The sequence below is a fragment of the Mycobacterium sp. genome, assembly GCF_025933915.1.
In the GTDB taxonomy this organism is placed as follows: domain Bacteria; phylum Actinomycetota; class Actinomycetes; order Mycobacteriales; family Mycobacteriaceae; genus Mycobacterium.
Window position 1 is genome coordinate 1 of sequence record NZ_JAICZA010000181.1, and the last position, 8067, is coordinate 8067.

Here is an 8067-nt window from a genome sequence, read left to right on the forward strand (position 1 = left end):
AACGGCGCATCCGGTGAACGGAAGCGGCTCATGTTCCCGATGCACGATCGTTGACCGCGCCGGTGAGGCTGGGCGGTGGGCGCTGCAGCGGTCGAAGAAGGCGAGGATGTTCGTTCATCGAAGCGGGGCGGTCGGCGCTGAAGTCAAGGGCACCAGGCTTCCCAATGAGTAGACGTGGGTCCCGAAGACCACCGGTGAGCGGTAAGTCACCGCCACCTCGTTATGAGGCTCATTGATGTGGATGAGGGTCACAGACGCGGTGAGCCCGTCGGGAGTCTTGAACCACATTCCTTCGCGAAGCGTCTCAGCCGGTATCTGTTCAGCGGACATTCTGCTTCCTCCCTCGCCACGTCGGGCGCGATCGCTAGAGGCACTCATAACGCCCGACCGTCGACGACGCCGATATTGGCGCCCCGCGTCTTGGCATCGAAGGACAAACCACCCGGTCCACCCACTCACTTCTCGCGCTGCTGGGTCGATCTGACGTGACGAGCGCGAGCGCACCCGCGTTGTCGACGGTGAAATGCAGGGGTATGCCCGCGACCCCACAAGGCAGCGGGCTGGGCGGATTGGGATCAGGTTTATGGATTTCGATGGGCGGCGCGTAGGCGACGCCAGTTACACCATCGATAGACGCCGGCACGCCCATACGGAATGTTTTGGATCGCATCTGGGCTTCGCGGCTAGTGGTCATCTACATTCTGACTTCGAGGAAGATACCGATATTTCAATAATGAAGATTACTTTTAGAGTCTGATCCGCAGAGTGCGATTCGTCAAGATGTATTCATGTTAGAACGGACACACGGACATCGAATACGAGCGATCGGCCGCGTCGCATGCACACGAAAGGCGCTGGGCACCAACGATATGGTGACGACGGACCTCGATGACAGCGCTCAGATGGGTTGCTAGCCGCCCATTTGGCGGATAGACGGTCAGCAGATGGCTTTTAACCTGGGCACCAGCTCGTCCCCGACGCGACGAATGAACCCGACAGGGTCCGGATCGCCGGGGAGCGGACCTACGTGGATCAAGTCGATGCCCAGCTTGATGTAGTGCTCGACAATTTTGAGGTATCCGTCAAGGTCGCGGAAAGGGTCGGCAAATACGCCTACGGTCTTCCGGATCTCGGCGGGATCACGGCCCACCGCGTCGCAATGACGCGCCAGCACATCGATCTTGTGCTCGAGTCCGTCCGATGTCAGCACCGCCCCGTTGCGGTTCCACACGTCGGCGTACTGCGCCACCAACCGCAGCGTCTTCTTCTCGCCCCCACCGCCGATCAGGATCGGGGGGCGTCGAATCGGTTTCGGCTCACAGATCGTCTCGGCCAACTGGTAGTGCTTGCCGACATAGGGCCCGTCGTCGTCGCTCCACATCTGCCGGCAGATCTGCAGCGTTTCCTCCAGCATCTCGAATCGCTGAGCTAGCGGTGGATACGGAACGCCCAACGCGACGTGCTCACGTTCGTACCAGGCAGCTCCGAGACCCAATATCGACCGGCCTCGCGAGAGGACATCGAGGGTGGTGATTGTTTTGGCCAGCACTCCGGGATAGCGGTACGTGACGCCGGTGACCATCATCCCCAACGCGATCTTCTCGGTCTGCCCAGCCAAAAACCCGAGTGCCGTGTAGCCCTCGAGGCAAGGATCCTGTGCGCGTCCGACCTGCTCCATCTGAAAGAAATGATCTTGGACGGTGAACATCGCCGCACCGCCGTCTTCGGCGGCCTTGGCTGCCAGAGCCAACGTCGAGCTCAGCCTCGCCGGGTCGCCGGGCAGATAATCGATAAAGTGTATGCCCAATTCCATTGGAATTCTGGTCCTTTCAGTTCCGGCTGGGCGGCCGCAGTGCTCACAGCAAGGCCGCGCTGGCGCGCCGTGAAGTCATTCGATTTTGGAGTCACGCAACTTCTCGATGCGAGACTGCATACGGTGGTTCACCCACTCGAGTTGTCGGTCGCGAAGCGTCACCGATGAGGCCACGGGAATCGTGTCGCGCTCCCCTTCGTCGGCGTGCGCCAGAACGTCACAACGATTGCCCTTCGTTTTCGTCGCGGCCCGCTGGACAGCGCCGAAGGCGGCCGATGCACCGGAAGCCAAGCCACACCCCCGGCAACACGTTGGCGACACGCTTTCGAGCTCCCCCGCCGCGAAAACTACGAGCCCCGCGGTGTGGTCGAACCGATAGCAATAGCGACCAATGGGGCCAGGGCAACGGGTGCCAGGGCAAAGAACTCGTGCCCGGAGCCCACTGGCCCATCACTCCTCTTGTACGAGCAATATTCATTATTTTTAGAGACCCAACATACTAGGCCGACCGCGGGCCGTGTCTGGTGTTCACACGCCGCGGTCACCCCAACCTTTGTGTATCATCAAGCAATATTATTTTTAGATTTTGGATCCTTTGACCAAGTTCGTCAAGATCCGCTGGTGTTAGATTGGCTATATGGATGTCAGTGCAGGCGATGGCCTTGATGCCGTGCCCGGGCTGAGCAGCCTGGACGATCCCATCCGACGCCGCCTCTACGAATTCGTCGCCTCGCGTGACGAGCCGGTGGGGCGCGACGACAGCGCGAAAGCCGTGGGCATCAGCCGCACGCTCGCCGCCTACCACCTCGACAAGCTGGCCGAGGCGGGCATCCTGGCCGTGAGTTATGCGCGGCCCTCCGGCCGGTCTGGTCCCGGGGCCGGGCGTCCCGCCAAGCGATACGCGCGTACCCAACAGGAATTGTGGGCGAGCGTGCCACCGCGCAACTATCGATTGTTAGCCAAGCTGCTCGCCGAAGCGGTGGACGCCGACGAGTCGGGAAAGGTTGCCTCGGCGCTGGCGGCCGCGGCACGCCAGGCCGGGCGCGCCAGCGTGGCAGACAAGGGTATGAACGATGCGCTGCACGTGTGCGGGTACGAACCTGCTCCGAGGGCCGATGGCGACATCGAATTGCGTAACTGTCCTTTCCATCTTCTGGCGGGCCAATACCGCGAGTTGGTGTGCGGTCTCAACCTGCAACTGATCCGCGGCATGCTCGAGGCGACCGGCGAGGGCCCCGGGCGGGCGGCGTTGGCGCCGCGTGAGGACCGATGCTGTGTCGTGCTGCGTGCCCAACGGAATGGCGCCGAGAAACCGGCCCGCCGCGGACGCAAACCGGCACGGCAGCAGACGCGAAACGACGACGGGTAACCCTGAGCCGACAGTGCAAGGCGCAACGGCCTTCACAACCACGGATGCCGCACCCCGAGGAGATTCCGCATGACCGTCCCGCCGTCTCGAGCCCTCGCTCTGGCGATTGAACCCTTCGCCGGACAGGTGTACTTCTCCCCGGAGTGCCACCAGGGCTATGCGGCACTGGGATTCGGCCCCAGCCCGGGCAAGGCGGGCGAAGTCGAGATGCCCGACGGCCCCGCCTATTTCTGCAGCCGCGGCTCGGTGATGGGTCAGGTGCCCGGCGCGGTGATCGCGGCGGCTTTCGGGGTGTTCGACCCGGCGGCGGTGATACCGGCGGTCAGTTACGGCTGGACCCTGACCGACGCGCAGACGATCTGCGCGGCCCGCACCGACGGTGCGGTGCAGCAACTTCGGCGCATCCTCGGCGCCGCGCCGGATGGGCTCGACCGGGCGGTGGAACTGCTGCACCGGGCGACCGGGCGGCTGTCCCTGGCCGGCAATCCGCTGTTCTCCGGTTTGGTCGCCCAGGGCCTGCCCGGTGAGCCGCTGGCCGACGCGTGGCGGTTGGCCGACCAGCTGCGGGAATATCGCGGCGATGTCCACGTCAACGCCTGGACCACCGCCGGTTTCGACGCGGTGGAGATCGGCCTGATCACCGAGCTCTATTGGGGGGTGCCACCGCGCAGCTACGTGCGCACCAGAGCCTGGAGCGACGAGGACCTCGATGCGGCCGAGGAGCGGTTGCAGTCGCGGGGGCTGATTTGCGACGGCGCCTTCACCGACAGCGGACGGACCGCCCGAGAGGCGGTCGAGGTGACCACCGACGACGGATGCGCCCCGATCATTGCCGCTCTGGGCGACGACCTCGACGAACTGCTTCGCATCGTGGGCGGGTGGTCCGCACAGATCCAGTCCGCGGGCGGTTACCCGGCCGGACCGCAAGACCTTGCGGCACTGGTCAACACGGGCCGGGCGTGACCGTGGCCAACTTGTTCAGTCCGTTTTCCCTCAAGGATGTGACGCTGCGGAATCGGATCGGGATGTCGCCGATGACGATGTACCGGTCGGTGGACGGCAAGATGAACGACTTCCACGTGATGTATCTGGGTGCGCGGGCCGCCGGCGGGTTCGGGCTGATCTTCGCCGAGCAGGTGGCGATCGCCCCGGAGGGCCGCACCTCGGTGCACTGCGCCGGAATCTACGACGACGACCAGATCGAGGGCCATGCCCGGGTCACGACGATGGTCAACGACATGGGTGCGGTGCCCGGGATTCAGTTGGGTCATACCGGGCGCAACGGCAGTGAGGTCAAGCCGTGGGTGGCCGGGGAGTTGGGACGTCAGCTGGCGCCGGATGACCCGGAGGGCTGGCAGGTGGTGGGGCCGTCGGATGTTCCCTACGGTTTCGGCAAGCGGACCTATCCGGTGCATGCGCTGACCCGCGAGGAGATCGCTGCGGTACACCGGCAGTACGCCGACGCCGCCGCCCGGGCCCTGCAGGCCGGCTACCAGTGGCTGGAGCTGCATTTCGCGCACGGCTACCTGGCCTCACAGTTCTATTCGCCGCTGGCCAATCACCGCACCGACGACTACGGCGGCAGCCTGGCCAACCGCGCCAGGTTTCTACTCGAGGCGCTCGAGGCGGTGCGACAGGTGTGGCCCGAGCGGCTGCCGTTGACCGCCCGGCTGGGCTGTGATGACTTCCACCCCGACGGGGTGACGTTCGAGGAGTCGCTGCAGGTGATGGGCTGGCTCAAAGACCATGGCCTGGATCTGATCGATTTGTCGATGGGCGGCAATACCGATGATGTGCGCGATCCGTTGTTCCTGCAGCCCTCGGCGTGGGTGGAGCGCGGCGCGCGGGCCCGCCGCGAGGTCGGCATCCCGGTGGCGGTCAGCTGGAACCTCGGTGTGCCCGGCGACGCAGACCGGGCGATCCGCGACGACGAGATCGACGTGGTCCTGCTCGGCCGCCCGGCACTGGCCAACCCGCACTGGCCGGTATGGGCCGCCCGGGAACTCGGCGTCGAAGCCGAGTTCTTACTGCTGCCGGAGGACTGGAGCTGGTGGCTGCAGGCTTCACGCGCATTCCAACCGAATATCGGCTGGCCCGAGCCGTCGAATAACAAACCACATTCCTCGAATGCCCTGACATAAATAGGAACAAAAAAACATCGGACAGGGGTGAAGTCATGATTGGCGCCGGTGCGATGAAGGAATGGTCGTGACATGACGGCGATAACCGAACGCGACATCGAGACCAACGGGATAGTGCTGCACACCCTGGAAGCCGGCGACCGCGGGGCGCCGGTGGTGGTGCTGGCGCACGGTTTCCCCGAGCTGGCTTACTCGTGGCGCCACCAGATCCCGGCGCTGGCCGCGGCCGGATACCACGTGCTGGCACCCGACCAGCGCGGCTACGGCGGGTCCAGCCGACCCGAGAACACCGGCGACAACTACACGATGACGACGCTGAGCGCCGACCTGGTCGGCCTGCTCGACGACGTCGGCGCCGAGCGCGGCTTCGTCGTCGGCCACGGCTTCGGCGCGCCCGTGGTGTGGGCGGCCGGAAAATTGCACGCGGACCGTTTGACCGGGATCGTCGGCATGAGCGTGCCGCCCGAACAGCGTGGCGACGTGGCGCCCACCGCGGCATTCCGAAACACCTTCGGTGACAACTTCTTCTACATGCTCTATTTCCAAGAGCCCGGCCCTGCCGACGCCGATCTGGGCGCCGACGCCGCCACCACCATGCGACGCATGTTCGGCCTGCAGGTCACCGACGATCAGCCCACCGTGCTGCGGATGCTCAGCCCGGGCCCGGAGGGCTTCGTCGACCGGCTTCCCGAACCCGACGGCCTCCCCGACTGGATCAGCGCCGCCGAGTTCGACCACTACGCCGCCGAGTTCGCCCGCACCGGCTTCACCGGTGCGCTGAACTGGTACCGGAACCTGGACCGGGACTGGGAACTGACCGCCGGTACGCCGCAGACCATCGGGGTGCCCTCGCTGTACGTCGCAGGCACCGCGGACCCGGTGCTCGGTTATCTGCCGCACGAGAACCTGCGGCAGATGTTCACCGGTGATTATCGCGAGGTAATGATCGAGGACGCCGGCCACTGGCTGCAGCAGGAACGACCCGAGGAGATCAACCGGCTGTTGCTGGATTTCCTGGCCGGTGCGACGCCGGAGAAACTAGAACTCGAATTTCGAGACTGAAAAATTTAGTGAGGTGATCTGAGTCGATGTTGCGCACACGATTCACCGAGATGTTCGGCCTGCGGTACCCGGTCATGTCCGCGCCGATGGCGATGCACAGTGGCGCGACGATCGCCGCGACGGTCTCGTCGGCGGGCGCCTTGGGTTCATTCGGAGGCATGAACCCGAAGGGACCGGACTGGATCGACACTCAGGTGACGGCGATCCGCGCTCAGACCGATCGTCCTTTCGCGGTCGGCTTCATCACCCCGTTCCTGGGCTTCGGCGCGCCGCTGTTCGATGCTGCCCTGGCCGCGCGGCCCCCGGCCGTCGTCTTCTCCTTCAGCGACCCGAAACCCTGGATCGGGCGGGCGGCCGCCGCCGGAGCCCGCACGATCTGCCAGGTCCAGACACTCGAGGACGCGGATCTGGCGGTGGAGGCCGGCACCGACGTTCTCGTCGCGCAGGGCACCGAGGCCGGTGGACACACCGGGACGATGGCGTTGCTGCCGCTGCTGTCCGCCGTGGCCACCCGGCATCCCGATGTCCCGCTCCTCGCGGCCGGCGGCATCAGCGGCGGACGCACGTTCGCCGGTGCGCTGGCCGCCGGAGCGGACGGAGCCGTGATGGGCACCGCCTTCCTGGCCACCCCCGAGGTGACCGAGGTCCATGACGCGCACAAGAAACTCATCGTCGCGTCCGATGGCACCGACACGATCCGCACCCGCGCCTACGACATCGTCAGCGGCCTGCCGTGGCCGCGCTCCATCGGGGAACGCGTGCGCCGCAACCGGTTCACCGACGAGTGGGCGCTCCGGGAAGCCGAGTTGGAGCAGCGCCGCGAGGAGATGGCCGGGGAAAATCCGTTCCTGGTCGACGACCCCAACCCGGAGACCGATCCGATCGCCTACGGGCAGGGCGCCGCATCGATCGACGCGATACGTCCCGCCGCCGAAGTGCTGGAACGGATCTGTGGCGAGGCCGAACAGATCTTGCGATCCAGGGCGGCATCAATACTCACCTGAGCCGAATCCGGTGTGGCCCAACGGAGATGGATGAGATTCGATGGCCACCGTCAGCACCCCGCATTACCTTATCGACCGAGCCAAACGGGCGGGCGACTCCGACGGTCAACGCCATCGCCGGCATGGGGACGATCGAGAAGCGACTGCTGGACCGGAACTGGAAGACCAAGGTGCTCACCGAACCGCCGGCCGGCAGCGGCCTCACCGGGACCACGGGCCGGTGTTCTTCGCCGACTCGCGGGTGGCGCCGTCGGTGATCGCCTTGGGGCCCGACGCGACCCAGACGATCTCCACCAACAAGGCCAAGGACTACTCGACCTCCGGCTGGAGCAAGGCCATCGAACCGTCTTCCCGCGCGGCCTGATACTGCTCGACTTCGACGAACACCTGGCGCACAAACGGATCATGCAGGGGGCGTTCACCCGCTCGCGGATCGCCGGCTACGTGGAGGACACGGACCGGGTGGCCGCCGCGCTCGTGGCGAACTGGCCCACCGACGACGCGAGATTTCTGTTCTACCCGGCGATCAAGGAACCGCCTCATCAGACTCACCAACATCACGGGCATCGCTTAGCAGGCGCCCTGATGCCGCGAATCTACAGACTGCCGACTAGCATGAATCGTCCCTAGGGTTCTCAACACCTATTTCGATAGGTCCCACACCCTCCGGCCCTCGTA

6 protein-coding genes and 1 pseudogene are annotated in these 8067 nt (G+C 65.3%); 6 read left to right on the forward strand and 1 reads right to left on the reverse strand.

Annotated elements, in window-relative coordinates; all coding sequences use genetic code 11:
* Nucleotides 1-937: 937 nt before the first annotated feature.
* Entirely contained in the window at nt 938-1813 is an 876-nt protein-coding gene (locus Q0W90_RS21150) for an LLM class F420-dependent oxidoreductase (protein ID WP_297776372.1), read from the reverse strand.
* A 637-nt stretch (nt 1814-2450) separates the two neighbouring features.
* On the opposite strand from Q0W90_RS21150, the gene Q0W90_RS21155 reads away from it, so the two are divergent.
* From Q0W90_RS21155 to Q0W90_RS21180, 6 genes and pseudogenes are all read left to right on the forward strand, one after another.
* Entirely contained in the window at nt 2451-3182 is a 732-nt protein-coding gene (locus tag Q0W90_RS21155; protein WP_297701150.1) for an ArsR family transcriptional regulator, read from the forward strand.
* 69 nt (nt 3183-3251) lie between these two features.
* Complete coding sequence (locus Q0W90_RS21160; protein ID WP_297776376.1) at nt 3252-4145, forward strand: hypothetical protein; 894 nt, start codon at nt 3252-3254, stop codon at nt 4143-4145.
* Entirely contained in the window at nt 4142-5323 is a 1182-nt protein-coding gene (locus Q0W90_RS21165; RefSeq protein ID WP_297776379.1) for an NADH:flavin oxidoreductase/NADH oxidase, read from the forward strand. Before Q0W90_RS21160 ends, Q0W90_RS21165 begins: the two co-directional genes overlap by 4 nt.
* A gap of 72 nt (nt 5324-5395) precedes the next feature.
* A complete protein-coding gene (locus Q0W90_RS21170) occupies nt 5396-6385 on the forward strand; it encodes an alpha/beta hydrolase (protein WP_297596039.1) in 990 nt (329 codons plus the stop codon).
* Nucleotides 6386-6411: 26 nt separating this feature from the next.
* Nucleotides 6412-7389 carry a nitronate monooxygenase gene (locus Q0W90_RS21175; RefSeq protein ID WP_297776381.1) on the forward strand — a complete coding sequence of 326 codons (978 nt, stop codon included), beginning with the start codon at nt 6412-6414 and terminating at the stop codon, nt 7387-7389.
* 40 nt (nt 7390-7429) lie between these two features.
* Nucleotides 7430-7923, forward strand: a pseudogene (locus tag Q0W90_RS21180) (cytochrome P450); the annotation flags it as partial.
* Nucleotides 7924-8067 lie beyond the last annotated feature (144 nt).

Coding starts and splice junctions, on each gene's coding strand:
- Q0W90_RS21175 (WP_297776381.1), top strand. CDS start 6,412: ATGTTGCGCACACGATTCACCGAGATGTTCGGCCTGCGGTACCCGGTC.
- Q0W90_RS21150 (WP_297776372.1), bottom strand. CDS start 1,813: ATGGAATTGGGCATACACTTTATCGATTATCTGCCCGGCGACCCGGCG.
- Q0W90_RS21160 (WP_297776376.1), top strand. CDS start 3,252: ATGACCGTCCCGCCGTCTCGAGCCCTCGCTCTGGCGATTGAACCCTTC.
- Q0W90_RS21170 (WP_297596039.1), top strand. CDS start 5,396: ATGACGGCGATAACCGAACGCGACATCGAGACCAACGGGATAGTGCTG.
- Q0W90_RS21155 (WP_297701150.1), top strand. CDS start 2,451: ATGGATGTCAGTGCAGGCGATGGCCTTGATGCCGTGCCCGGGCTGAGC.